Consider the following 22,952-nt stretch of genomic DNA (forward strand, 5'->3'; position numbering starts at 1 on the left):
TCCGCGTGGCTTTAGCCGAAAGCGGAAGCGGAAACTGAAACTAACACTGGCAACAAATAAAAAACTAAAGCAGCCGGGCGATGAACGACAACAGCATCGACAGCAGCAGCGTGGACATAAACGGAAACGGATATTCGCGTCCAAATAACCGCAGCGTTACATCGCCGGGCATCCGGCCAATGCCGATCTTGCGCAGCCAGGGCCAGCAGGCCGAGAGCACCGCGACGGCGATAAACGTGGTTAATAACCAGCGAAACATCGGCCCAGCCTTGCGTTTGACGTCATAGCGTATGCGAGCGATCGCCCTGCGCGAACGCATCTAGCGTGCCGTCGATGCCGCGTGAAAACGCGATGACCTTGAATAGCTCACCCATCTCCGCTTCCGACAGCAGCTTTTGCACGGCGTTGGCTGCGGGTAAAAACCGGGCGGTGTCGGTAGGATCAAGCGCAGCAAGCGCGTCGGTGATGCCCGCGTTGAGCAGAAAGCGCGCTTGCGAGGTGTAGCCCAGCAGATCGGCACCGGCCTCGGTGCCCGCCAGTGCGATGCCGGTGAATTCGACATGCGCCGTCAGATCCTGCAAGCCGGGATAGAGAAACGGATCGCCATGCGCCCGATGGCGGTAATGGCACATCAGCGTGCCTTGCTCGCGTTGCGGGTGGTAGTACTCGTGCTGTGGAAAACCATAGTCAATAAAGAACGCCGCACCCCGCTTGAGCATCGTGCAAACGGTGCGAGTAAAGGCCAGCGCGGCTTCATGGGTTTCGGTCAGATAAGTGCCATCGGTTTCGATGCTGGCGAGCAGCGCCGCAGCAGGGTCTGGCGCAGTGAGCGGGCGGTCCGAAAAGTGCAGTGCGCCATCTTCAGCCAGCGCCACTCCGCGTTCGTGCCAGATGCCATTGGCTTGGGCAAAGAGCCGGACCGGCATCGCGTCGAGCACTTCATTGCCTAGCACGACGCCTTCGAACTGCTCTGGCAACGTATCGAGCCAGCGCACTCGGGCCGCGAGCGCGGGTGCCTGCGCTTCAAGCGTGGCGCGTTGACGCTCGCGCAGTTCACCCGAGAGATCGATGATCGAATAGGTATCGAAGGGGAGAGGGGAGGAATCCGCCGCTGCCGCGTTATGGGCCAGCGCATTTATCAAACCTGCGGCTAACTGGCCTGTGCCTGCGCCAAATTCCATGAGATCGCGCGTGCCGCTTTGCGCCAGCGCTTGAGCGACCGGGCGCGCTAGCGTCGTGGCAAAGAGCGGCGAGAGTTCGGGCGCGGTGACGAAGTCGCTGCCATCGTCGCCACGCCGGCCGAACTTGATGGAGCCGCCGCTGTAATAACCCAGTCCTGGCGCGTACAGCACCTGTTCCATATAGCGTTCAAACGGCAGCCAGCCACCGGCGCTAGTGATGAGCTGGCGGATCTGTTGCAGCAGCGCGTCCGACTGCGCCAGTGCTTCAGGCCCGGGAGCGGGTAAACTACCCGGTTGGTGTTCTTTCGGATTCATCCGCGCATTGTAAATGAGCCTTTCTCCCGCCCGCCCTCCAGAAACGGTTTCCGCCCGCCCTGAACAGCCCGCCGCCAAGCCCGCCGCCGCCCGCATCGTACTGATCACCGGCGCGGCGCGGCGTATTGGCCAGGCGTTGGCGCTGGGCTTTGCCGCAGCAGGCTGGGACGTGGCGGTGCATTTCGGCACGTCGCGCGCCGAGGCTGAGGCGCTGGTGGCGCAGATCATCGCCTCTGGCCGCCGCGCGGTGGCGCTGCAAGCCGATCTGGCCCGTGAAGACGAAGTCGCACGGCTGGTGCCCGATTGCATCGCCGCGCTTGGCCGGCCGTCGTGCGTGGTCAATAATGCGTCCCGTTTTGCCGAAGACACGGCGTTGGACGTGGGTTACGAGCAACTGCTCAGGCTCATGGCGATCAATCTGGCCGCACCGCTGGTACTGGCGCGCGCGCTGTTCGACGCCACGCCCGATGCTGCCATCACGGATGAAACCCAGCGCGGTGTCGTGCTGAATCTGCTGGACCAGAAGCTTTTCAACATGAATCCCGACTATCTGTCGTACACGCTGTCGAAGGCGGCGCTTCAGAGCGCCACCGTCGCACTGGCGCAGGCGTTGGCACCGAAAGTGCGTGTGGTGGGCCTGGCCCCCGGGCTGACCTTGCCTTCGGGCGAGCAAACTGCGGCGGGCTTTGCTGCCGCGCACCGCACGGCACCGCTCGGACGCGCGTCGCGCCCGGCTGATCTGGTAGCCGCCGCGCTATATCTGGCCGATGCCAGCGGCGTGACTGGCACCACCCTGGTGGTAGACGGTGGCCAGCATCTGGTGCCACTGGAGCGTGATGTGATGTTTCTGACGGGTGCCTGAGCGCACGCGTCACTTCCTGACGTTGTTGCTATCGCGTCTTTCTTGCAGGCCCGCATTTTTTCGACTGGAACCATCATGTTTGCTGCTTTGCCGTACCCCCAGCTTGCCGCTTGCCGCAGGCTGTTTCTGCGTAACTACGAGGTGCGCATCAATATTGGCGTGCATGAATTCGAGAAGCGCGGCGAGCAGCGGGTAGTGATCAACGTTGAGCTGTTCGTGCCGCTGGCGCTTTCGACACCTGTCGAAGATCAACTGAGTGAAGTGGTCGATTATGACTTCATGCGCTCGACCATCGCGCGCCGGGTTGCGCAAGGCCATATTCATCTGCAGGAAACCTTGTGCGATGACCTCGTGAAAACCATGCTGGCGCATCCGCAAGTTCGCGCGGCGCGTGTTTCAACTGAAAAACCGGACGTGTACCCCGATTGCGATGGGGTTGGCGTCGAAGTGTTTCGTCTCAAGGAGGACTGAGCCATGACGACCCTGGAATCATCTATCGCTCAATCGGCCGACAGCAACCCGTCCGCTATGCCTGCGATGCCTGTCGCATCTGTTGCGCCTGCTGCACCTGCCGGGCTGGATGACGCGCCTGGCCGCAAGGTCGCGCTGACGCGCCGCGAACAAAAAACCGCCTACGAGAACAACAAGCTGTTCAAGCGCCTGACACGCCAGGTGGGCCAGGCCATTGGCGACTACAACATGATTGGCGAAGGCGACAAGGTGATGGTGTGCCTGTCTGGCGGCAAAGACAGTTACGCGATGCTCGATATCTTGCTGCGTCTGCGCGAGCGCGCCCCGATCAACTTCGATATCGTCGCCGTCAACCTCGACCAGAAGCAGCCCGGTTTTCCGGAGCACATCCTGCCCGAGTATCTGCAGCAGCTTGAGATTCCATTTCATATCGAGAACCAGGACACCTACAGCATCGTCAAGCGCCTGGTGCCGGAAGGCAAAACCACGTGCTCGCTTTGCTCGCGCTTGCGTCGCGGCATCCTGTACCGCGTCGCGGGCGAACTCGGCGCGACCCGGATCGCGCTGGGCCACCACCGTGATGACATCCTGCAGACGCTGCTGCTGAACCTGTTTTACGGCGGCAAGCTCAAAGGCATGCCACCCAAGCTGCAATCCGATGACGGCAAGAACATCGTGATTCGCCCACTGGCCTACGTGAAAGAAACCGACCTGGAAAAATACGCTGAGCTGCGTGAATTTCCGATCATTCCGTGCAATCTGTGCGGCAGCCAGCCCAATCTGAAACGGGCCGAAATGAAAGCGTTGATCCGTGACTGGGAAAAGCGTTTTCCGGGCCGCGTCGAGAACATGTTCAATGCGCTCTCGAAGGTCGTGCCGTCGCATTTGATGGATGCGGCATTGTTTCCCTTTGCCGCGCTGGAGGCCACCGGTCAGGCTGATCCGGATGGCGATATCGGCTTTGACGAAGATCCTTGCTCCAGTACCGCCGACATTCCTGGCATGGCAAGCGGCACTCGGCCGATTTCAATCGTTTCATTCGACGATCTGTAACTTTTCGCGAGCCGGAAAACCCCCTGTTTTCGGGGCTTTCCGGCCCTATCCAGCCTCGCTGCGAGGCCCGTCCCATGCCGCTTGCATGCTAGAATCGGCGGCTCCAAACTCGGCTTTACGCCACTGCCATGAACATCGTGATTTTGGCGGCAGGCACCGGCAAGCGCATGCGCTCCGCGTTGCCCAAGGTGCTCCATCCCCTGGCTGGCCGGCCACTCCTCGCACACGTTCTTGATACCGCCCGCGCGCTGAATCCAGCGCGCCTCGTCGTGGTTGTCGGCCACGGCGCGCAAGCGGTACGCGATGCGGTATCCGCACCCGACGTGCAGTTCGCGCTGCAAAGCGAACAGCGCGGCACTGGGCACGCCGTGCAACAGGCTTTGCCCCTTCTCGACGCCGCGTTACCCACACTCGTGCTGTATGGCGACGTTCCGCTTACGCGCGCCAGCACCCTCAAACGTCTGACCGATAGTGCCGCCGAAGGCTGCTACGGCGTGCTCACCGTGACGCTAGACGACCCTTCCGGCTATGGCCGGATCGTGCGCGATCCAACCGGCAGCGTGGTGTCTATCGTTGAAGAAAAAGACGCCACCGCTGAACAGCGCCATATCGCGGAAATCAACACCGGCATCGCTGTGGCACCAACCGCACAACTGGCGATGTGGCTTGCCTCGCTCAAAAACGACAACGCCCAGGGCGAGTTCTACCTGACCGATGTGGTTGAGTCCGCCAGCGCTGCGGGTTTCGAGGTCGTATCCGCCCAGCCCGACGACGAATGGGAAACCCTCGGCGTCAACAGCAAGCAGCAACTGGTGCAACTCGAACGGATCTACCAGCGGCGCGCAGCCGGCGCGTTGCTCGCCGCCGGCGTCACGCTGGCCGACCCAGCGCGTTTCGATGTGCGCGGCACGCTGCATTGCGGCACCGATGTTTCGATTGACGTGAATTGCGTGTTCGAAGGCGAGGTGAGCCTTGGTGACGACGTAACCATCGGGCCCAACTGCGTGATCCGCGACGCGACGATAGGCGCGGGCACACGTGTCGACGCGTTCACTCATATTGACGGCGCTCAGGTTGGCATCAACGCCGTGCTCGGACCTTACGCACGACTCCGGCCAGGCACCACGCTCCAGGACGAAACCCACATCGGCAATTTTGTCGAAGTGAAAAATGCCGTGCTGGGCCACGGTACGAAAGCCAATCACCTGACGTATATCGGCGACGCCGATATTGGCGCGCGTGTGAATCTTGGCGCGGGCACCATCACCTGCAATTACGACGGCGCGAACAAACACCGCACGGTGATCGGCGATGATGTTTTCGTCGGCTCGGACACCCAGCTTGTGGCACCGGTGCATATCGGCCGTAACGTGACGATTGCAGCAGGCACCACCGTCTGGAAAGACGTCGACGACCACGCACTGGTGTTGAATGGCAAAACCCAGATTAGCAAGACCGGCTACGTGCGCCCGGTGAAAAACAAACCCAAACGCTGAAAAACTCAACGCAGGCACGCCGCCTGCGTTGCTCTACCTCTCCCTGTTCTCCAGCTTTTGCGAAGGATCACGAATTTATGTGCGGCATTGTCGGCGCGGTTGCGCAGCGGAATATCGTTCCCGTCCTGGTTGAGGGCCTTAAACGCCTCGAATACCGGGGCTACGATTCGTGCGGCGTCGCCGTGCTGGTCGATGGCAAACCGCAGCGCGCCCGCAGCGTGGCGCGTGTGGCTGATCTGGAGCAACAGGTGCAAGAGACGCACCTGAGCGGCGTCAGCGGCATTGCCCACACCCGCTGGGCCACGCATGGCGCACCCGTGACCGACAACGCGCATCCGATTTTTTCGCGCGATGCGCTGGCGCTGGTACACAACGGCATCATCGAAAACTACGAAACACTGCGCGAGATGCTGCGCGGCAAGGGCTATACGTTCGTTTCGCAGACCGACACCGAAGTGATCGCCCACCTGATACACAGCCTGTATCGCGGCGACCTCTTCGCTACCGTGCGTGAAGCCGTGCAGCAACTGCACGGCGCATATGCGATCGCCGTGTTGCACAAAGACCAGCCTCATACGGTAGTCGGCGCGCGTCAAGGCTCACCGCTGGTGGTGGGCCTGGGCGAGAACGAGAACTTTCTGGCCTCCGATGCGCTGGCGCTGGCAGGCAGCACCGAGCGCTTTATTTTTCTCGAAGAAGGCGACGTCTGCGAACTAACGCTAGAGCAGGTCCGCATTGCTGACCGGAACGGCAACGAAGTCCCGCGCGAAGTCCGGCAGGTGGCGGCCTATGGCGGCGCGGTTGAGCTCGGGCCGTACCGGCACTTCATGCAGAAAGAAATCTTTGAGCAGCCACGTGCGATTACCGACACGATTCCCCCAGCCGATGCCTACGACGCCTCGCTATTTGGCGCAGGCGCAGCCGAGGTATTTGCTGGCATCGACAGCCTGCTGATACTGGCTTGCGGGACCAGTTACTACGCCGGACTGACAGCGAAATACTGGCTTGAGTCGATAGCGAAGATCCCGACCCAGGTCGAGATAGCGAGCGAATACCGTTATCGAGAATCCGTGCCCAATCCAAACGCGCTGGTGGTGGTGATCTCGCAGTCAGGCGAAACCGCCGACACACTCGCCGCGCTTAAACATGCGCAAACGCTTGGGCACCGTCACACGCTTGCGGTGTGCAACGTTGGCAGCAGCGCGATGGTGCGGCAGACCGAATTAGCGTTTTTGACGCATGCCGGACTAGAGATTGGCGTGGCATCGACGAAGGCCTTCACGACTCAACTGGTGGCACTGTTTGTGCTGGCGATGACGCTAGGCAAATTGCGCGGGCACGTAAGTGCGGAACAGGAAGCCGAGCATATCCGCCAGTTACGGCATTTGCCTGCCGCATTGAACAGTGTGCTGGCGCTGGAACCGCAGATCATTGCGTGGGCGGAAGAGTTCTCGCGCAAAGAGCACGCGTTGTTTCTGGGGCGCGGGCTGCACTATCCGATTGCATTGGAAGGAGCGTTAAAGCTAAAGGAGATTTCCTACATCCATGCCGAGGCGTATCCCGCTGGGGAGCTCAAGCATGGACCGCTGGCACTGGTGACAGAAGCGATGCCGGTGGTGACGATTGCGCCAAATGACGCGCTGCTGGAAAAATTGAAATCGAATATCCAGGAAGTGCGTGCGCGTGGCGGGCAGCTCTATGTGTTTGCAGATTCAGATACCCGGATCGTGAATGATGAAGGGCTGCATGTGATACGGATGCCTGAGCATTACGGGCCGTTGTCACCCATCCTGCATGTGGTGCCATTGCAGTTGCTGGCGTATCACACGGCTTGCGCTAGAGGAACGGATGTGGATAAGCCGAGGAATCTGGCGAAATCGGTGACGGTGGAGTAAGGGGGCCGGATTGATACCCAACCAAAACCCACACCCCAAAAAAAACAGGCCCGCCCCCCCGCGAGCCTGCAAGCACCACCTCAAAGCCGCATCAAACCACTCTCTCCAGCTTCACAATCGTCAAGGTGCCGTTGACGTTATCAACACGGACCTTGACCTTGTCGCCCTCATGAACCTGTTTGAGCATCGCGGCGCTTTTTACCTTGAACGCCATCGTCATAGGCGGCATTCCGACGTTTTCCAGCGCACCGTGCTTTAGCGTGAGCATGCCGTTTGCCACATCCACCTTCTTGATCTCCGCATCAGCGAGCGGCATGTGAGCCGCATGCGATGGTTTCTTCGCCGCCGAAGCCGATGACATAGGCATGCTCATGCCTTCCATGTCATGCATACCGCCCATGTTGTTCATATCACCGCTAGCAAATGCGGGCGTAGCAACAATCGAACCCAAAACGACAGACATCACGATGAATTTTTTCATCAGTTTTCTCCAGTTTAAGTAGATGGCACGTTCGTGCCGGACGGTACTGCTTGGGGGGGCTGCATTTGATTCATCTTGCGTATGCGGCGGCGTTGCAACAGAAGCCACGCGGCGGGGATGACGAGCATGGAAAGCAGTGGAGCGGTGACCATGCCGCCTACCATCGGGGCAGCAATGCGCTGCATGACTTCCGAGCCTGCACCGTGGCCGATCATGATGGGGATGAGTCCCGCCAGCACGACGGCAACGGTCATGGCTTTCGGCCGCACGCGCAGCACCGCGCCCTCACGAATCGCGTCGAACAGCATCGCCTCGGTTAGCGCTTCGCCTTCCTTCAGCCGGCGTTGGAGCGCTTCTTTCAGGTAGAGCAGCATCACCACCCCGAACTCAGCAGCAACACCTGCGAGCGCGATAAACCCAACTGAGGTGGCGACCGACACGGCATGTCCCAGAACCCAGATCAGCCAGAATCCGCCAACCAGTGCAAAGGGCACGGTTGACATCAGCAACAGCGCATCGGCTGCGGAGTTGAAGGTCAGAAAGAGCAGCACGAAGATGACGATAAGCGTCACGGGGATGACGGTGCGCAACGTTGCCGCGGCACGTTCGAGGTACTCGAACTGGCCGGACCAGGCGATGGAATAGCCCGGTGGCAGCGCCACCTTTTGCGCCACTGCGTGCTGCATGGCTTTGACTGCGGATTGCAGATCGGTATCGCGGATATCGACATAGACGTAGCCGGAGAGCCGGGCGTTCTCACTGCGGATCATCGGTGGGCCGTCAGCGATCGTGATCTGGGTGACGTCACCGAGCTGGATCTGTGCGCCACGTTCCGTGACGATCGGCAACTGGCGTAGCTTTTCTAGCGAATCCCTGCTTTCGCGTGGATAGCGCAGGTTGATGGGGAAGCGCTCGCGGCCAGCAATCACTTCGCCAACATTTTCTCCACCGACGGCCGAAGCGATGACGGACTGGATGTCATTGATGGAGAGTCCGTAGCGCGCTGCTGCTTGCCGGTCGAGGTCGATGTCGATGTAGCGGCCACCGTTCAAGCGTTCGGCTAGCGCGGAGGTGACACCTGGCACCTGTTTGACTGCGGCCTCGACTTGCGCCGCAATCTGGTCGATCTGCGCGAGGCTGCTGCCCGAAATCTTGACGCCGACGGGTGTCTTGATGCCGGTGGAGAGCATGTCCAGCCGATTGCGGATCGGCGGTACCCACACGTTCGATAGCCCTGGCACTTTGACGCTCCGGTCTAGTTCTTCGATCAGTTTTTCTGGCGTCATGCCAGGCCGCCACTGGCTGCGTGGCTTGAACTGAATCGTGGTCTCAAACATTTCGAGCGGTGCGGGATCGGTTGCCGTGTCCGCGCGTCCAGACTTGCCGAAAACGGTGGCGACTTCGGGAACGGTCTTGATGAGCCGGTCGGTTTGCTGCAGAAGTTCACCGGCTTTTTCGGCGGAAATTCCCGGGAGTGCTGTCGGCATATACAGCAGATCGCCTTCATCGAGCGGTGGCATGAATTCGCCGCCGAGCTGCGATAGCGGAATCGCTGAGGCGGCTAGCGCTACCACGGCCACACCAATGGCAACCCATGGTCGTCGCAGGGTTGCTTCCAGCAATGGTCGGTACAGCCGGATCAGCACGCGATTGATCGGGTTGGCGTGCTCAGGCGGAATGCGGCCACGAATCAGATATCCCATCAATACCGGCACCAGGGTTATCGACAATCCGGCTGCGGCAGCGATGGTGTAAGTCTTGGTGAAGGCCAGTGGCGAAAATAGTTTGCCCTCCTGTCCTTCAAGCGAGAACACCGGGATGAACGATAGCGTGATGATGAGCAGCGAGAAAAACAGCGCTGGACCGACTTCTGCGGAAGCGGTGGCAATGAGCTCCCACCGCTTGGCCGTCGTGATGGGTTGGCCAGGATGCGCGTGTTCGTGCGCTTCGAGATGTTTGTGAGCGTTCTCGATCATCACGATGGCCGCGTCGATCATCGCGCCAATCGCAATCGCAATCCCTCCCAGAGACATCAGGTTTGCGTTCACCCCTTGGTAGCGCATGACGATAAAGGCGCTCAGCACGCCGAGCGGCAGTGACAGAATCGCCACCAGCGCGCTGCGCAAATGGAACAGGAACACCGCGCAGACCAGCCCGACGATGATGAATTCCTCAAGCAGCTTGTGCGTGAGGTTGTCCACTGCGCGCTCAATGAGCTGGGAGCGGTCGTAGGTCGTTACGACCTCGACACCGGTTGGCAATGAGCGCTTCAGGTCGGCCAGTTTTGCCTTCACCGCTTTGATGGTGGTCAGCGCGTTTTTGCCGGAGCGCATGACGATGACCCCGCCTGTGACTTCACCTTGCCCATTCAGCTCGGCGATGCCGCGCCGCATTTCGGGTCCAATCTGAATCCGCGCGACATCTCCTAGCAGCACGGGTGTACCGGCATCGTTGGTGCGCAGCACGACCTGGCGAAAATCATCGAGCGTGCGCAGGTAACCAGACGAACGGACCATGTATTCCGCTTCGGCTATTTCGACCACCGCACCGCCGGATTCCTGGTTCGCCTTGCTGAGCGCAGCGGCCACTACGGCTTGCGTGATGCCATACGCGCGCAGCTTGTCTGGGTCGAGCACCACCTGATACTGGCGCACCATGCCGCCGATGGAGGCGACTTCGGATACGTCCGGCACGGCCTTCAGTTCGAACTTCAGAAACCAGTCGTTTAATGCCCGAAGTTGCCCAGGATCGTTCTGCCCGGTTTTGTCGATCAGCGCATATTCGTAGACCCAACCGACTCCCGTTGCATCTGGGCCTAGCGCAACGGTTGCACCTGAGGGCAAGCGGCTTTGCACCTGGTTCAGATATTCGAGCACGCGTGAGCGCGCCCAGTACTGGTCAGTTTTGTCGTCGAACAGCACGTAAACGAACGCATCACCAAACGATGAATAGGCGCGGATGGTTTTCGCCCCCGGCACCCCCAGCAGTGTCGTCGTGAGGGGATAGGTCACCTGGTCTTCGACGACTTGCGGTGCTTTGCCTGGGTACGACGCTTTGATGATGACTTGCGTGTCGGACAGATCGGGCAGCGCATCAAGCGGTGTGCGCGCGAGCGAATAGATACCCCACGCCGTCACCAGCAAGGTTGCGAGCAGCACCAGAAAGCGGTTGTGGATAGACCACCTGATAAGACGCGCGATCATTGGGCGCCTCCGGTGGGTTCGATCTTGCTCAACTGGTAACCGTCATCGGATTGCACGAAGAAAAAATGCACGGTTTGACCCGGCTTCACGTCTGGAAATGCCGTTGGCGATGGCTTGCCGAAGGTCATCGTCATCGCACCCCAGCCCAGCGCGGCAACGGGTTGATGTGAAAACGTGATGTCAGTGGCGGTGACCTGTTCGACCTTCCCGGTGGTGTCGTAGGTCTGGGGGGCAGCAGTTGGTGTGCTGGCACCTGCGGAGGGATGACCTTCGAGCTTTGGCAGAACGGATTTCAGGCTCGCTTCCGAGTCGATCAGGAACTGCCCGGAGGCAACAACTTGCTGGCCTTCGGTCAGGCCGCTTCTGATTTCGGTGTCGTCGCCAGTCTCATTGCCGATAGTGACGGCGACAGGCTGCAAGCGTCCATCCGGATTCCTGACGATCACCAATGAGCGCTTGCCTGTCGTGATGACGGCTTCAGACGGAACCATCAAGCGCTGGATCTTTTTCGCGGCACCGATGCGCGCACGCATCAGCATTCCAGGCGTTAGCTTGAGGTCGGCATTGTCGATCTCAAGCCTTGCCTGCAGCGTGCGGCTACTGGTGCTGATGCCCGGCAAAATTTCGCGGATATGCCCGCTGAAATGCTGTTCCGGATCAGCGGAGAACACCGCATCGACACTCATGCCTGGACGAACCTGAAGCACCATGGCTTCCGGGATTTCAACGACGAGCCACAGCCTGCTGAGCCCGGAAATTTTCGCTAGTGTTTGCCCGGGCGAAACCATCGCACCATCACGCACGTTCAGTTCAGTCAGCACGCCGGTTTCTGGCGCAGAGAGCGTGATGTGCGTTTGCGCTTTGCCGGTGCGATCGAGACTGGCAATCACCCCGCTCGGAATCGACAGTGCCCGCATGCGTGCGCGTGACGCTGCAAGCATGGCGCTATCCATGCCGCTCCGTTTTAGCGCCAGATATTCTTCCTGCGGTGCGAGCCAGTCAGGCACAAATAGCGATGCAATCGGCTCGCCTCGTTTGACGTTCTGCATTGGCGCACGGGTGTAAAGGCGCTCGATGTAACCGGTGACGCGTGACTGAACGACGTCTGCTTTCGATTCATCGAACTGCGTCGTACCGACCGCGTCGAAGCCTTCTGCGATTTCTGTGCGACGGACTTTGGCGTAGCGGATGCCCAGGTTCTGCTGCAATCCTGGGTCGATCTTGATGCCGTTCGCGCTGCCCTCGTCAGCGTAGACCGGCTCTAATGGCATGTTCATGAAGGGCGATTTGCCCGGCTTGTCGAAATGCTGCTGCGGCACCATTGGGTCGTGCCAATACAGCACTTTTCGCCCTGTCTTCGGATCGGTTTTGCCGTTGTCGTTGTTGCTGCTGTCGCTAGAGGCTAAAGCCGTCGGCGGGCTACTTTCCGCAGAACGATGCGTGCCGCTGAAGTAGCCGATTCCGATTAACGCAGCGGCGGCAAATGTCATCAAGACCGCACGTGCCAGTGGTTTCTTTTGCATGAGGTTCTCCTTTACTGGCTAACGAGCGTGGCAGCTGGCATCGCAGCGGGCACCACCTGGTACTCGATCTGAGCCCAAGTCTGGGAAACGTCGCGCTGTAGTTCCAGTACCTGAAGCTGAGCATCGAGTTGCGCGCGTCTGGCGGCGAAGCTGTCTGCCAGCGAGCCGGTGCCTGCCTTGTATGCGGCGTTCGTGAGCTGGGTGCGCCGGTTCGCGGCGGGGAGAAGGGATTGCCGCAGATTCTCGATGCGCTCCCGGCCATTGGCGAGCGTTGCCGCCTGGGTGCGGAGATCCGCATCCACCTGACGTTGTGCGTCCTCGTACATCAGGCGCGCCCGGGTGCCGAGTTCTGCTTTTTCGGCGGCATCGCGGTTCTGGCGGTTCTTGCGATTGATTGGCAATGGAATGCTGACGCCAAACGAAACCATGTTCGAGTAATGGCCGCCGCGCTGCTGGTAGCCAAGCTCCCACGTCCAGTTGGGGCTGCGCTCGCTATTGGCCACGGCCGTGCTGGCGTCGGCTAGCGCAATCTCTCGTGAGGCCGCGATCAGCACGGGCTGGACCTCGCGCAGGGCTTCAGGCGGCAGCGATGCAACGTCAGATTGCGGTGCTGGCGGCTCACCGGCGACATCGGAAACGGGCGTTGCCGTCCAGCGCGCCAGGTTGATTAGGGTGTTCTGATAGGTCTGCTGGGCTTTCAGTAACTGGTCCTGAGTCTGTGCCAGCATCGCCTGGGCTTGCACAACATCGTCTGCTGTTGCTCGTGCACCTCGGTAAGAGGCCTTGGTTGCTTCCAGCTCGTGCGTCATGTGGTCGATGAGTTCGCGCTGCAACGAGAGCGCCCGCTTCGCATAGATCGCGTTTAGCCACGTCGTGGCTGTTTGCTGGCGTGTCCTTGTCAGTTGAACCAGGTAGCTGGCCCGCTCGCGGTCCACGACCTCATTCGCCAGCGCGGACCGGAGCCGGCGTTTGGTGCCAGAAACCCATTCCTGGCCGATGCCGATATGGCGCATCGTCATAAAGTCCTGGCCGATGGTGAACCGTTTCGCTCCGTTCACGGGCAGGTTGTCCACGCCAGCCTTCAGCATGGGATCGGGCAACTGGCCAGCCCGCACGGCTGCTTCTGAACTGGCGCGCACCGATGCCTGTGCGGCACCTATCGCCGATGAGTGCTCGGTGGCGGACTGGAGCGCAGCCTCAAGCGTGATGGGAGTTGATTGCGCGTGTGCCGCGATGCTGGCGAGAAACAGTGCGAGTGCGGCAAACAACGCATGTGTGTGCAGTGGTGCACGCCGGGTCGACGACGCGCCAAGAGATGAAGACATGATCTAACTCCAACGGCGGACTCCCACAGGGAATCCACGTCCTGAACGCAGGACGACTCTCACCGCCAACGCGGTGAACTTGTCACAGAGGAATTAGAGGGCGCGCGGCGGCCGCCAGAGTCCGGCCGGTGTACGGATGGAGAGCGACTGCGCGTAATGGAACACGACTGGGCTGGACAGCCCGGCGGGACGGGAAACGCTAGTAGGGGCGACGGGGTGATACAGGCTGCCGATCTGGCATTGCGTGGTGAGCTTGCAGAGGAAGCCTTTGGCTTTGTCTGACTGCGAGGATTGCGTTGTTTCGCAGTTGTGCATGTCTGACGACATGGCGTTGTCATCACCGGCATTCATGCTCATCGGCATCAGACATTCTCCAGTCAGCCCGCTAGCTGCCAGCCCACTGACGGGCAGCACTGCGCAAAGCAACAAGAGGAGTAAGGTCCGGAGAAATTTCATGGCTGAGACGATGATTGAGGCGCCATTCTATCCATGTTTCGTAGTGCTTGTCTGCATTGGTTGCAGCACACAACCAACACTCGAACACAATTCACGATTGCTTCTTGACCTTCCTGCCGTAGGAGGGAATAAGCCTTTTTTACAGCAGTTTTCTAGTGCTATTGGCGAGTAAGCGAATGCCATATAACCGTGCAAAAAAAAGCTAAGCAAGCCGAAATAGAGCGACGCCTCAGCGCTTAAAACTCCACCTTGGCATTCAGAGAGAGTGTTCGCGGCTCGCCTGGCGCGATGTAGTCCGCGTACTGGAATTCCCAGTACCGCCGGTTCAGCACGTTATCGAGCGCTGCGCGCAATGTCACGCCATGACCCGCGATCCGGGTTGAGTAAGTCGCACCGAGATTCATCAACAAATACCCCGGAATATTCAGGCTGGCCGAAGGATTCAGCGAGGTATTGCCAGTGAATTTCGCATCTACACCGAGCTTCAGTCCCGGCACTGCGGCGACGGCGTAATTCACATGCGCAGCCGCGACAAAGCCGGGCGCTCCTGCGACGCGGTTGCCGTTATTGCTTGAGCCGCGCTTGTATTGCGTGGCAATCCACATCAAGTCACCGCCCATGCTCCAGTCGCGTCCCAGACGAAAATCCGTCCCGGCTTCGATCCCCTGGAACACCGACTCCCCATCCTGCACATAGACGTTGGCGCTATTCGCGTACTGCGAGCCACGCTCGATCCTGAATAGCGCCGCACTCGCACTCCAGCGCTCACGTTCGCTTTTCACACCGATTTCGTACTGTTTGCTGCGCAGCGGTTTGAGCAGCTCACCGGAATTGGCGTAACTGGTGCCCACCACCGTGCCTGCTTCCAGCGATTCGACATAGCTGGCATATAGCGTGGTGGTTGGCTCAAGCTTGAACATCAGCGCGACGGTTGGCGTCAGCACGCCGTTTTGCGAGTAAGACGAAGTTGTCGTGCCGTCTAGCGCATAGCCTTTCTGGTCGTAGTTGGTATAGCGCAGCCCCCCCAGCACCGACCAGCGCTGCGTGAGCTGGATCGTATCGCTGGCGAAGATGGCCTTTTGCGTCACATCACTGTTGCGGTAGGTATAAAACCCACTGCCCTCGTAGCGGTTGGTATTCGCCTGGTAAATGTTGCCCACGCCAATCTGGCTATAAAACGTGTTCGCACCGTTATCGTTGTGCTGCGTCTGGTAAGCGCCACCAACCACGATCTGATGACTTAGGGGCCCGGTCTTGACGTTGCCTTCTGCCATGACCTGCCATGTGCCGAACTGATGGCCTTCCTTGCCCCCGTAGCGCGTGTCGTTGTAGTTGCCCGCGCTATCGAGCAGGTAATAGGTGCTTTCATTGCGGTCGCGTGTGCTCTTGCTGAAGCTGTAGGTGCCGCTCACGCTCCAGTCGTCGTTCAGGTTGTAGCGCAGCCCGGTGGTGTAAACCTGCAGATTGGTATTGAGGTGCTGGTCAGGCGTGACGATGGTGCTGCTGCCACCGCTAATGCGTCCCGGTAACGCTGTGCCGGTGTACTGCGCAGCGGAAAGCGCGGTTGTAATTCCGCTTGTATGGCGCTCCTGGTAGAGCGCGCCGAAGGTGGCGCTCAGGTCGCGGGTAATTTTCAGGTCGGCGGCGAGGGAGAACGAATTACGTCTGACATTGCCGTCGTTATATGTTTTGCCTTCCTCATGAGTTGCATTGAAGCGATAGCCCAGCATGTCGTTGGGCCCGACACGGCCACCGAGGTCGAGATGCTCGGACCAGATGCCGGTTGAGTGGTAGCCAACATCGATGCTGCGCACAGGTGTGCTGGAAACCGGCGGCTTGAGTGTCACGTAATTCACCACGCCACCCGGCGCGCCGAAGCCATACATAAAGCCTGAAAGGCCTTTCAGCAGTTCAACTCGTTCAAGCTGTTCGTAGGGCATCGTGATGCCGTAGCCGTTGTACGGCTGACCGTCGATCTTGAAGCCGTTTTGCCAGTCGAGCTGCATGCCGCGCACGGTGACGTAGCTGGCCCACGCGTTGTACGGGTTGCTGTTATCCGAGGCGGACGCATCGCGGAAAAACACATCGCCGAGTTTGCTGGCCTGGCGATCCGCGAGTTGCTCGCCGGTGACGATGGTCGTGGAAAACGGCGTATCGAGTTGTGAGCGAGTGCCCAGCGCGCCGCTGCTGACGTCTTGTTCAAGCGGTGCGTTCGAGTTTTTCCTGCTGTTGATGGTCACGGCGGGCAGCACTTTTTCGCTTGCTGACTTTCGTGTGGTCTGGGTGGTTTCGGCACTGGCTGCCGCATCGGAATCTTGCTGGGCGAAAGCGGCCTGGCTTGCAACGAAAGCCATCAAGGCAGCAAAGCGCAGTGGCCGTATCCGTAGTGCTGCTTTTCCAACTGGGTTGTTCTTGTTTTTTGCTCGCCGGATTGAATTTTTCATCGTGTTGATCCGTTCCCCGTCATTAATTTGTAAATGAGAATGATTCCCATTTTGGCTGGGTGCGAATGATGCCAAAAGGTTGCAAATATGTAAAATGAATTGATGCGGCATTTTGTCGCATAATAAAAGCCTTTCTGGATAAGGCTTTGGCAAATTTCAGCGCAAAGCTGAAAGATTTCAGCCGCGCACCGAAGTCTTGTGAGGCCCACGCCTCACGCATAAGATGCGAACAATTCATCATTAAAGATTGTGAAATTTCTTCTCATGATTCGACTTCCTCTGAGCGCTCCGAAGAGCCGCTTTTTGATGTTTGACGTGCCCGTGCAGCGGGTTATCCAGTGAGGGCGCTGTTCGTTCGGTTGCATCGCTGGCTGGGCGTGGCGACGGCGTTATTTCTGTTCGTCACTGGGCTGACGGGAGCGGTGATCGCGTGGGATCACGAACTCGATGCACTTCTGAATCCGTCGTTTTTTTACGCGCAAACCAGTGGGCCAGCGTTGTCCGCGCTGGAGCTGGCGCAGCGCGTCGAGGCGGCGGATCCACGTCTGGATGTCACGTATTTACCGCTGGGTGTCGAACCAGGGCGAACGTTGCAAATGATGGTGATGCCACGCATCAGTCCGCTGACCGGCCAGCCGTATGAGCTTGGCTTTAACCAGCTCGCCGTCGATCCCGTTACCGGTGCGATTCAGGGACGCCGCGAATGGGGGGCGCTCTCGCTAGCGCGGCTTAATCTGCTGCCGTTTATCTACAAGCTGCATTACTCGCTGCATCTGCCCGCAGTAGGAGGCTTTGAAGTGGGGATGTGGCTGCTCGGGATAGTTGGCATTGCCTGGCTCGTGGATAGCGTGATCGCGTTGCTGCTGTCATTTCCATCGGTGAAGGTGTGGCGCAAGTCGTTTGCCTTCCGGCTGAAGCGCGGCGGCTACGCACTGACCTTCGATCTGCACCGCTCTGGCGGTGTGTGGATCTGGGGGTTGCTGGTGCTGGTGGCGTTGACATCGGTGTCGATGAATCTGGCCGAGCCCGTGGTGCGGCCGGTGGTCGCGGCGTTCTCGCCACTTGCGCCGCTGCCGCTCAAGCAGCCTGAACTGTCACGTGCTGGCGAGCCCGGCAGCATGCCGCTGACACGCGCTGAAATAGTGCAGCGAGCGACGCAGGCGGGCGAGGCCCATCACTTGAAGGCACCACCGGGCGCGCTGTATTACATGCCATGGAGTGGCGCTTATGGCATCGGATTTTTCGCACCAGGCAACGATCATGGCGATGTCGGTTTGGGTAATGCCTGGCTGTACTACAACGGTCATACCGGAACGCTTACCGGGCAAACGATTCCGGGTGAAGGTTCGGCGGGGGATGTGTTCATGCAGGCACAGTTTCCACTTCACTCTGGGCGAATCATCGGTATTCCGGGGCGAATCCTGATGAGTGTCATCGGGCTAGCGGTAGCAATGCTCAGCGTCACTGGCCTGATGATCTGGTTCAAGAAACTGAGAGCGCGCCGTGCAGTGGCCGCTCGTTCACGGCTGGAGCAAAGCGCGGCGGTATCGGGCAGCATGTGACGTCGGGGGGCGCATCCCTCAGCGCTAAAAACACAAAAGCCGTATCCACCAGCAACAGTGGATACGGCTTTTGTTCGCAGCGTTTAACTTACTTCAGCGGTGCGCCATCACGTTCCACCTGAATGGCGGTTGCCGAAACGAATTCCGCCTGAACGCTATCGCCAACCTTTAACCCTTTCAGCGAAATATTGTCTGGCACCTTGAAGGTTTCGGTGCGTGTGGCACCACGCACCGTCATCGTGCGCTGTTTAACGTCCAGCTTCTGGATCGTTGCCAGAATCTGCACGCTATGCGCCGATGCAGTCATGCCATCCGATGCCGGTGTTGTCACCGTCGTGTCGATCCGCTCGCGGATGCCGTTCGATTTAACCTTGTCCGCACGGATCAGCAGCGCGTTGCGATACGCGATGTTGACCGTGTCGCCAATCTGCAGCTTGCTGACGCTGCCGACTTCCGGATTGATCTGAACCATCATCAGGTTGCCGCGTGGACCGCGCACGGTAGCACTGTTCGAAATGGCGTCGATGCCCACCACGGTTGCGGTCACCCGTGCGGCTGCTTCAACGCCGATGGGTTCTGGCGCTGCGGCGGTGCTGGATGCCGCGCTTTGAGCGAATACCGGTGCTGCGCCGAACATCGTGAGCGCCAGTGCTGCAGCCACTGCGGTAGCGCATTTCTGGATACCGTTGTTGCGATTTGCCATGTTTTGCTCCTTCATGAGATTGCACTTCAATAGCGAATCAAGGATCTGCCGCGAGAGCCGCATCAGATGCTTCATCGCCCAGTTGGGTTGAATCAGTTACCTCACCAACAACGCTGTGTTACTTGAACGTGGCACTTACCGACAATTCGACCGCATTGCCTTTAGGGCGGTTGCTCACCGCGAATTCATTAATCCATTTCAGGGTGGCGGAGACCGGCGTCTGGCTAATTTTCCCCGCCCACGTTAGCACTGGGCCTACACCGACAGAATGTCCACGAGCGCCCCCGGTGAGATCAGCGAGCCCGCCAGAATCGTCACCAATCTGCTGAATCCAGCCGCCCGCGACCCCCACGCCCCAGCCGTTCTTGAAGCGCTTGAGTGCCAGCAGATCGAGCACGCTTAAAGGGGCGTTGTGATAGTGAGTGTCGCTATTTGCGGTGTAGAACTCGACGCCGTAATTCACCGACAGTTCGATATCGTGCTTCGGCAATAGTTTGGTGTACGCAATGGTCGGGATGAACGTCCACGTGTTCTGCCCGGCATTTGCCAGACGGCTGGTGGTGTATGCCCCGGTGGGCGCATACATCTGCACGCTGAATGCAATGTGATCGGTTTGCGTCAGGTGATAGCCCGCGACCACGGGGGTAAAGAAGATGTCAGCGAACTGCGTGCCGTGATCGTCTGGCAGCTTGCCATGGAACGACGAGACCGAGGTGTACTGAACCGGCACGCCAAACGACGAGGCGAAGTTCCAGCCTGCGGCGGTGATGCCCCAGGTTTTCACCATATTGGCGATGGTGTACACCACATGCTCATTCAGTCCAGCCGATACGGTGCCCGCTATCGGCAGACTTTTTTCCGCACCGAGCGAGCCTTCGTAATAGATCGACGTAAAGGAAACAATCCAGTCTGACGTGGCGGGAACGACACCGGCGTAAGGCGTGATTTGCATGCCGGTGATGGGCCGGCCGACGCCGCCTTCGGTGGCAAACACCGGTGTCGCGCAGGCTAGCGCCAGGCCGGTAGACAGCAGCGAAGTCAGCCGTGCTGGCCAATGGCGACGACGCGAATGCGCAGTCCAGCTTGGGTTCATGACAGCCTCATCTTGTAGCTTTTGCCAGGGAGTAACGCCGCGTGCCATTTATTGCACCTGATTGACTGGCGGTGGCGTCCAACTGCCATCGAGTGTTGCAGCTTGCGGCCAGTAAGCGCGGATGTACAGCGAAAATGCTTCGCCAGCGGGTGCTGGCAGCCAGTTCGAACGCTTGTCTGCTGCGGGGGCGGTGCTTTGCACATAGAGCGTGAGCGAGCCGTCGGCGTTGTACTTTAGATCCTTATTCTTGGTACCGAGCGAGTAACGCTTGAGTTCATTCGGCGCGAAAAAGTGATGCTGGTTATACAGCGTCAGCGACCAGAAACCTTTGACCGGGGGCAACTGGCCTTTGGCAAAGGTCACTGTGTAGGCATGGCTGCCATTCAGTTTTTGCCTGGCTGCATCAGCGTCCAGATAGAAGTATTTGGTTTCCTGCGGCTGATTGACAAAGATGTTCGAACGCGCAACCGCGGTGCGGGTGAAGTAGTCCGTGCCGAAGCGCGCGCCATTGGTAATGGTGGTCCAGTTCGCGGGCAGCGACTGGCCATAGGTGCTGAAGTTGAAGAGTGGATTGATGAGGCCGGCTTCAGTCTTTTGCGCTTCATCGGTAATCGCAGCCTTGAGCGCCGGGTCGCGTTTGGCCGCTGCCAGCAGCGCGCGTGCCTGGGTATACAACGCCTGTTCGCCCGCTTGCGGCGGCGTGGCGTCAAGCACGGCGGGCAGCTCATCGAAGAAAGTTTGAGGATCAACCCATTTGATCTCAGCGGCCCCAGCATCACTCGTTGGGAAGCTCGGTAACTTGCTCCAGTCGGTAGTTTTCATCCGGCCATCGAATTCCGCCAGCGGATAAGCGTTGACTTGATTGATGACGCTTTGAATTGCTTTGCGGTCTTCGGCCGTGTCATCCATGAAGACGCGAGGAAGAAGCGTGCCGACTCGTGTGCTTGAGCGGAACACGGCTTTGATTCCGGGCGGCGTCTGGCCTTTCCAGGTGGGGCCGACCAGCAGATAGAACCCCGGCTTGGTGCCATACATCTTGCCAAGCTGAATAAAGCCATCGGTGCGGCCATCGACGGCCTGATAGACCCAGAAGCGCGAGCCAAAATCCGGCACTTGCACGACCACAGGCGACTGGTCGAGATCAAGAATGGCTGAGCCGTACACCACATCCTGGTTCGGGCAAGCGACGAAACGCTCTTGCGCGTCGATATAGTCGTGCAGCATCGAAAGCCGGTTTGGCGGGCCAACAGGCACTGTGCCGCCATTGAGTCCCGGCACAGGAACCTTCTGCATCGCTAACAACCGGTTGTAAAGATTGACGATGGGCCAGGCCCAGAAGTAGGTCGAACGCGCGACGAGCCGTGCGTAATCTTCCGTGATGATGTCGCCCGCGACTGGGCCGGGTACGGCCGCTGCGGGGGTGCTTGTCACGGTAGCTGGCGCGCGGCTATCGGCTTGGGCCAGCATCGGGCTTGCTAGCGAGGCGAGAAGGGCGGTGGTGGCCCAGGCTGCAGTGGTTTTATTCATGTGCTTGGCTCGGAAGTATCTACGCGTATGCGGCAGGGTCAGTGTTTTTGCGGTAGCGAGGCAGTCCAGCAGCAGTTCAGCGCGGCTGGGCCTGGGCTATACAGATGGGCAATCACGCCACGCTGATGAGGAAACTATTTGCCGAAGGTCATTTTCAATCCGGCGAACACCTGCCATCTAGGCACGCCTGCACCGGAATGGGCGACGGAGTATTGCGGTTCGATGAACGCGTTATAGATGGTCGAGCCGCCTTTCCATGCCTTGCCTGCACCGAGCCCGACAGGGATGTAATAGCTGCCGTGCTGAAGATCGAAAGTCCAGGTTCCGGTTGAGCGGATATACCAGCCGCCTGGCAGATTGAAGATGCCAAATGGTTGCGCTGTGAGCGACTGAACGGTGGGGCGGCTGCTTTGCCCCGCGAACGAATGCTGCCATTGCACGAGCGTGCCCAACAGCCGGGCCTTGCTTGCGCTAACGACGATTGCGGCCAGTCCCGCCTGCCATTTGCCGGTGCCTAATGATGGATCGGTCGCGGTGGGCATGGTCACGAGCGGGCCGACGCCTAGTTGCACCTCGCCCTCGCTCAGCAGAAAAATATCGAACAGGTTGATATCGCCCAAGCCGGTGTTGTAACCACCGTTTGGATCAGGCCGCGTGCTCACTGGAATCGTGGCACGGAAAATCTGCGGCACGCCAATCGGGCCCATTGGCCCGACGGGGATGGTTGGACGTAGCAGCAGGTCATTGGTGTGTGCGCCAACGCCAAACAGGCTGGGCACAAAGAAATTCTGAATATTAAATGAGGCAGCGAGGTTCAACGGATTATTGCTTTGGTTTGCCGCATCGGCTGTGGTCTGGGCCTGTGCATTGCCGCTGAGAAAAACAGCAGGAATTAGCCAGAAAAAGAAGCGCAATAACAGTGCAAATTTATTCATATGTCACTCAGAGGGTTGTCAATCAAAGCGAACAAATTTTTGTTTTTGACAGATAGAAACGTAATTAAGCGAAGGGAGGTGACACAGACAGATGCGACTCTACCCGTTACATAGCGCCGCCAAAAATGAGGAATAGAAAATCGAGTGGAGCATTGCATTTAATGCCAGTCGAGGTAATGGCCAGTGCAAGCAAACGCGCAACTGACCGGAATTGGCAAGAAACGCCCCATTAGGTCCTTCTATTCTTTCCGGCAGAGCGCCGGATGCTGGCGAAATTAATGGCGAAAATTGTTGCGAGTTTGTGTCGAATGCTAGCAGAGGACTGTATATAAACCAAGAGGTAGTCGTAAAAAATAAAATTCCCACTGATTGTGTGGCGCTTGTGTGTCGACACAAAAATTTATTCGCAAAGGCGCTGTTATTTCGG

At 59.0% G+C, this 22,952-nt stretch carries 18 protein-coding genes; 6 read left to right on the plus strand and 12 right to left on the minus strand.

Features of this window, described 5'->3' with window-relative positions; all coding sequences use genetic code 11:
- Positions 1–64: 64 nt before the first annotated feature.
- Both GH656_RS02045 and GH656_RS02050 read right to left on the minus strand, forming a co-directional pair.
- Positions 65–259: a DUF2905 domain-containing protein gene (locus GH656_RS02045; protein ID WP_153076517.1), complete on the minus strand. Its 195-nt coding sequence runs from the start codon at positions 257–259 to the stop codon at positions 65–67.
- 22 nt (positions 260–281) lie between these two features.
- Positions 282–1,496, minus strand: a complete 1,215-nt coding sequence (locus GH656_RS02050) for a class I SAM-dependent methyltransferase (RefSeq protein ID WP_153074362.1) — start codon at positions 1,494–1,496, stop codon at positions 282–284.
- Positions 1,497–1,509: 13 nt separating this feature from the next.
- Here GH656_RS02050 and GH656_RS02055 point away from each other — a divergent pair, with 13 nt between their 5' ends.
- The 5 genes from GH656_RS02055 to glmS all read left to right on the plus strand — a co-directional run bounded on the left by GH656_RS02055 (position 1,510) and on the right by glmS (position 7,273).
- Complete coding sequence (locus tag GH656_RS02055) at positions 1,510–2,358, plus strand: SDR family oxidoreductase (RefSeq protein WP_153074363.1); 849 nt, start codon at positions 1,510–1,512, stop codon at positions 2,356–2,358.
- Positions 2,359–2,433: 75 nt separating this feature from the next.
- Complete coding sequence (locus GH656_RS02060; RefSeq protein WP_153074364.1) at positions 2,434–2,829, plus strand: dihydroneopterin aldolase; 396 nt, start codon at positions 2,434–2,436, stop codon at positions 2,827–2,829.
- A 66-nt stretch (positions 2,830–2,895) separates the two neighbouring features.
- Positions 2,896–3,882: a tRNA 2-thiocytidine(32) synthetase TtcA gene (ttcA, locus tag GH656_RS02065; protein WP_246184281.1), complete on the plus strand. Its 987-nt coding sequence runs from the start codon at positions 2,896–2,898 to the stop codon at positions 3,880–3,882.
- A 128-nt stretch (positions 3,883–4,010) separates the two neighbouring features.
- Positions 4,011–5,378: a bifunctional UDP-N-acetylglucosamine diphosphorylase/glucosamine-1-phosphate N-acetyltransferase GlmU gene (gene glmU / locus GH656_RS02070; RefSeq protein ID WP_153074365.1), complete on the plus strand. Its 1,368-nt coding sequence runs from the start codon at positions 4,011–4,013 to the stop codon at positions 5,376–5,378.
- 77 nt (positions 5,379–5,455) lie between these two features.
- On the plus strand, positions 5,456–7,273 hold the full coding sequence (glmS, locus tag GH656_RS02075) for a glutamine--fructose-6-phosphate transaminase (isomerizing) (protein WP_153074366.1): 1,818 nt from the start codon (positions 5,456–5,458) through the stop codon (positions 7,271–7,273).
- Between the two features lie 91 nt (positions 7,274–7,364).
- On the opposite strand, the gene GH656_RS02080 is transcribed toward glmS, so the two are convergent.
- The 6 genes from GH656_RS02080 to GH656_RS02105 form a co-directional block, all read right to left on the minus strand.
- On the minus strand, positions 7,365–7,754 hold the full coding sequence (locus GH656_RS02080; protein ID WP_153074367.1) for a copper-binding protein: 390 nt from the start codon (positions 7,752–7,754) through the stop codon (positions 7,365–7,367).
- A 14-nt stretch (positions 7,755–7,768) separates the two neighbouring features.
- Positions 7,769–10,957: an efflux RND transporter permease subunit gene (locus GH656_RS02085; protein ID WP_153074368.1), complete on the minus strand. Its 3,189-nt coding sequence runs from the start codon at positions 10,955–10,957 to the stop codon at positions 7,769–7,771.
- On the minus strand, positions 10,954–12,480 hold the full coding sequence (locus GH656_RS02090) for an efflux RND transporter periplasmic adaptor subunit (RefSeq protein ID WP_153074369.1): 1,527 nt from the start codon (positions 12,478–12,480) through the stop codon (positions 10,954–10,956). The genes GH656_RS02085 and GH656_RS02090 overlap by 4 nt, the downstream gene beginning before the upstream one ends.
- Positions 12,481–12,491: 11 nt before the next feature.
- Positions 12,492–13,805, minus strand: a complete 1,314-nt coding sequence (locus tag GH656_RS02095) for a TolC family protein (protein ID WP_153074370.1) — start codon at positions 13,803–13,805, stop codon at positions 12,492–12,494.
- Between the two features lie 93 nt (positions 13,806–13,898).
- Positions 13,899–14,261 carry a hypothetical protein gene (locus GH656_RS02100; protein WP_153074371.1) on the minus strand — a complete coding sequence of 121 codons (363 nt, stop codon included), beginning with the start codon at positions 14,259–14,261 and terminating at the stop codon, positions 13,899–13,901.
- 236 nt (positions 14,262–14,497) lie between these two features.
- Positions 14,498–16,615: a TonB-dependent siderophore receptor gene (locus GH656_RS02105; RefSeq protein ID WP_246184282.1), complete on the minus strand. Its 2,118-nt coding sequence runs from the start codon at positions 16,613–16,615 to the stop codon at positions 14,498–14,500.
- Positions 16,616–17,043: 428 nt separating this feature from the next.
- Here GH656_RS02105 and GH656_RS02110 point away from each other — a divergent pair, with 428 nt between their 5' ends.
- Positions 17,044–18,267, plus strand: a complete 1,224-nt coding sequence (locus tag GH656_RS02110) for a PepSY-associated TM helix domain-containing protein (protein ID WP_153074373.1) — start codon at positions 17,044–17,046, stop codon at positions 18,265–18,267.
- An 88-nt stretch (positions 18,268–18,355) separates the two neighbouring features.
- On the opposite strand, the gene GH656_RS02115 is transcribed toward GH656_RS02110, so the two are convergent.
- The 4 genes from GH656_RS02115 to GH656_RS02130 form a co-directional block, all read right to left on the minus strand.
- Positions 18,356–18,970: a hypothetical protein gene (locus GH656_RS02115; RefSeq protein WP_153074374.1), complete on the minus strand. Its 615-nt coding sequence runs from the start codon at positions 18,968–18,970 to the stop codon at positions 18,356–18,358.
- Between the two features lie 118 nt (positions 18,971–19,088).
- Positions 19,089–20,063 (minus strand): SphA family protein, encoded by a 975-nt coding sequence (locus GH656_RS02120; protein ID WP_153074375.1) that lies wholly within the window; start codon positions 20,061–20,063, stop codon positions 19,089–19,091.
- 48 nt (positions 20,064–20,111) lie between these two features.
- Entirely contained in the window at positions 20,112–21,590 is a 1,479-nt protein-coding gene (locus tag GH656_RS02125) for a DUF1254 domain-containing protein (protein WP_153074376.1), read from the minus strand.
- A gap of 134 nt (positions 21,591–21,724) precedes the next feature.
- Entirely contained in the window at positions 21,725–22,525 is an 801-nt protein-coding gene (locus GH656_RS02130; RefSeq protein ID WP_153074377.1) for a hypothetical protein, read from the minus strand.
- Between the last annotated feature and the right edge of the window lie 427 nt (positions 22,526–22,952).

This window comes from Paraburkholderia bonniea (assembly GCF_009455625.1).
GTDB lineage: Bacteria > Pseudomonadota > Gammaproteobacteria > Burkholderiales > Burkholderiaceae > Paraburkholderia > Paraburkholderia bonniea.

Coding starts and splice junctions, on each gene's coding strand:
- GH656_RS02045 (WP_153076517.1), bottom strand. CDS start 259: ATGTTTCGCTGGTTATTAACCACGTTTATCGCCGTCGCGGTGCTCTCG.
- GH656_RS02100 (WP_153074371.1), bottom strand. CDS start 14,261: ATGAAATTTCTCCGGACCTTACTCCTCTTGTTGCTTTGCGCAGTGCTG.
- GH656_RS02060 (WP_153074364.1), top strand. CDS start 2,434: ATGTTTGCTGCTTTGCCGTACCCCCAGCTTGCCGCTTGCCGCAGGCTG.
- GH656_RS02085 (WP_153074368.1), bottom strand. CDS start 10,957: ATGATCGCGCGTCTTATCAGGTGGTCTATCCACAACCGCTTTCTGGTG.
- glmS (WP_153074366.1), top strand. CDS start 5,456: ATGTGCGGCATTGTCGGCGCGGTTGCGCAGCGGAATATCGTTCCCGTC.
- GH656_RS02115 (WP_153074374.1), bottom strand. CDS start 18,970: ATGGCAAATCGCAACAACGGTATCCAGAAATGCGCTACCGCAGTGGCT.
- ttcA (WP_246184281.1), top strand. CDS start 2,896: ATGCCTGTCGCATCTGTTGCGCCTGCTGCACCTGCCGGGCTGGATGAC.
- GH656_RS02095 (WP_153074370.1), bottom strand. CDS start 13,805: ATGTCTTCATCTCTTGGCGCGTCGTCGACCCGGCGTGCACCACTGCAC.
- GH656_RS02120 (WP_153074375.1), bottom strand. CDS start 20,063: ATGAACCCAAGCTGGACTGCGCATTCGCGTCGTCGCCATTGGCCAGCA.
- GH656_RS02105 (WP_246184282.1), bottom strand. CDS start 16,615: ATGGCTTTCGTTGCAAGCCAGGCCGCTTTCGCCCAGCAAGATTCCGAT.
- GH656_RS02055 (WP_153074363.1), top strand. CDS start 1,510: ATGAGCCTTTCTCCCGCCCGCCCTCCAGAAACGGTTTCCGCCCGCCCT.
- GH656_RS02050 (WP_153074362.1), bottom strand. CDS start 1,496: ATGAATCCGAAAGAACACCAACCGGGTAGTTTACCCGCTCCCGGGCCT.
- glmU (WP_153074365.1), top strand. CDS start 4,011: ATGAACATCGTGATTTTGGCGGCAGGCACCGGCAAGCGCATGCGCTCC.
- GH656_RS02130 (WP_153074377.1), bottom strand. CDS start 22,525: ATGAATAAATTTGCACTGTTATTGCGCTTCTTTTTCTGGCTAATTCCT.
- GH656_RS02125 (WP_153074376.1), bottom strand. CDS start 21,590: ATGAATAAAACCACTGCAGCCTGGGCCACCACCGCCCTTCTCGCCTCG.
- GH656_RS02080 (WP_153074367.1), bottom strand. CDS start 7,754: ATGAAAAAATTCATCGTGATGTCTGTCGTTTTGGGTTCGATTGTTGCT.
- GH656_RS02090 (WP_153074369.1), bottom strand. CDS start 12,480: ATGCAAAAGAAACCACTGGCACGTGCGGTCTTGATGACATTTGCCGCC.